General features: G+C 67.1%; 1 protein-coding gene. It reads left to right on the top strand.

Features of this window, described 5'->3' with window-relative positions; translation table 11 throughout:
• Positions 1-842 (top strand): AMP-binding protein (locus ALMP_RS36025; protein WP_264936029.1); only part of this gene is annotated, 842 nt, incomplete at both ends.

Below are 842 nucleotides of genomic sequence, written 5' to 3'. Positions count from 1 at the left end.
TTCGAGGCGCGGGTGGGGGAGTGTCCGGGGGCGGTGGCGGTGGTGTCGGGTGATGTGGCGTTGTCGTACGGGGAGTTGAACGCGTGGGCGAACCGTTTGGCGCATGTGTTGTTGGGGCGGGGTGTGGGTGCTGGTGATGTGGTGGCGTTGGCGTTGCCGCGGTCGGTGGAGTTGGTGGTGGCGGTGTTGGGGGTGTTGAAGGCGGGGGCGGCGTATCTGCCGTTGGATCCGGACTCTCCGGTGGCTCGGCGGGAGTTCATGGTGGAGGATGCCCGGCCGGTGCTGGTCCTGGACGCGGTGGAGGCGTGGGCCGAGTGGCCGGACACCGATCCGGGTGTGGTGGTGGGGCCGGAGCATCCGGCGTATGTGATCTATACGTCGGGTTCGACGGGGCGGCCGAAGGGTGTGCTGGTTCCGCACGGGAACGTGGTGCGTCTTTTTGATGCGACGCGGTCGTGGTTCGGGTTCGGGCCGGATGACGTGTGGACGTTGTTCCACTCGTATGCGTTCGACTTCTCGGTGTGGGAGTTGTGGGGTGCGTTGTTGCATGGTGGGCGGCTGGTGGTGGTGCCGTTCGAGACGTCCCGCAGTCCTGAGGCGTTCTTGCGGTTGCTGGTGGAGCAGCGGGTGACGGTGCTGAACCAGACGCCGTCGGCGTTCTATCAGTTGATGCGGGCCGACCGGGAGAGTCCGGGGAGCGAGCTGGCTCTGCGGACTGTGGTGTTCGGTGGTGAGGCGCTGGAGCCGGCGCGTCTGGCGGACTGGTACGCGCGGCACGCGGACGACGCTCCGGTGCTGGTGAACATGTACGGCATCACCGAGACCACCGTCCACGTCACCCA

It is taken from the genome of Streptomyces sp. A012304, assembly GCF_026008495.1.
Classification (GTDB): Bacteria; Actinomycetota; Actinomycetes; order Streptomycetales; family Streptomycetaceae; genus Streptomyces.
This window is presented reverse-complemented; position numbering and strand designations above follow the sequence as displayed.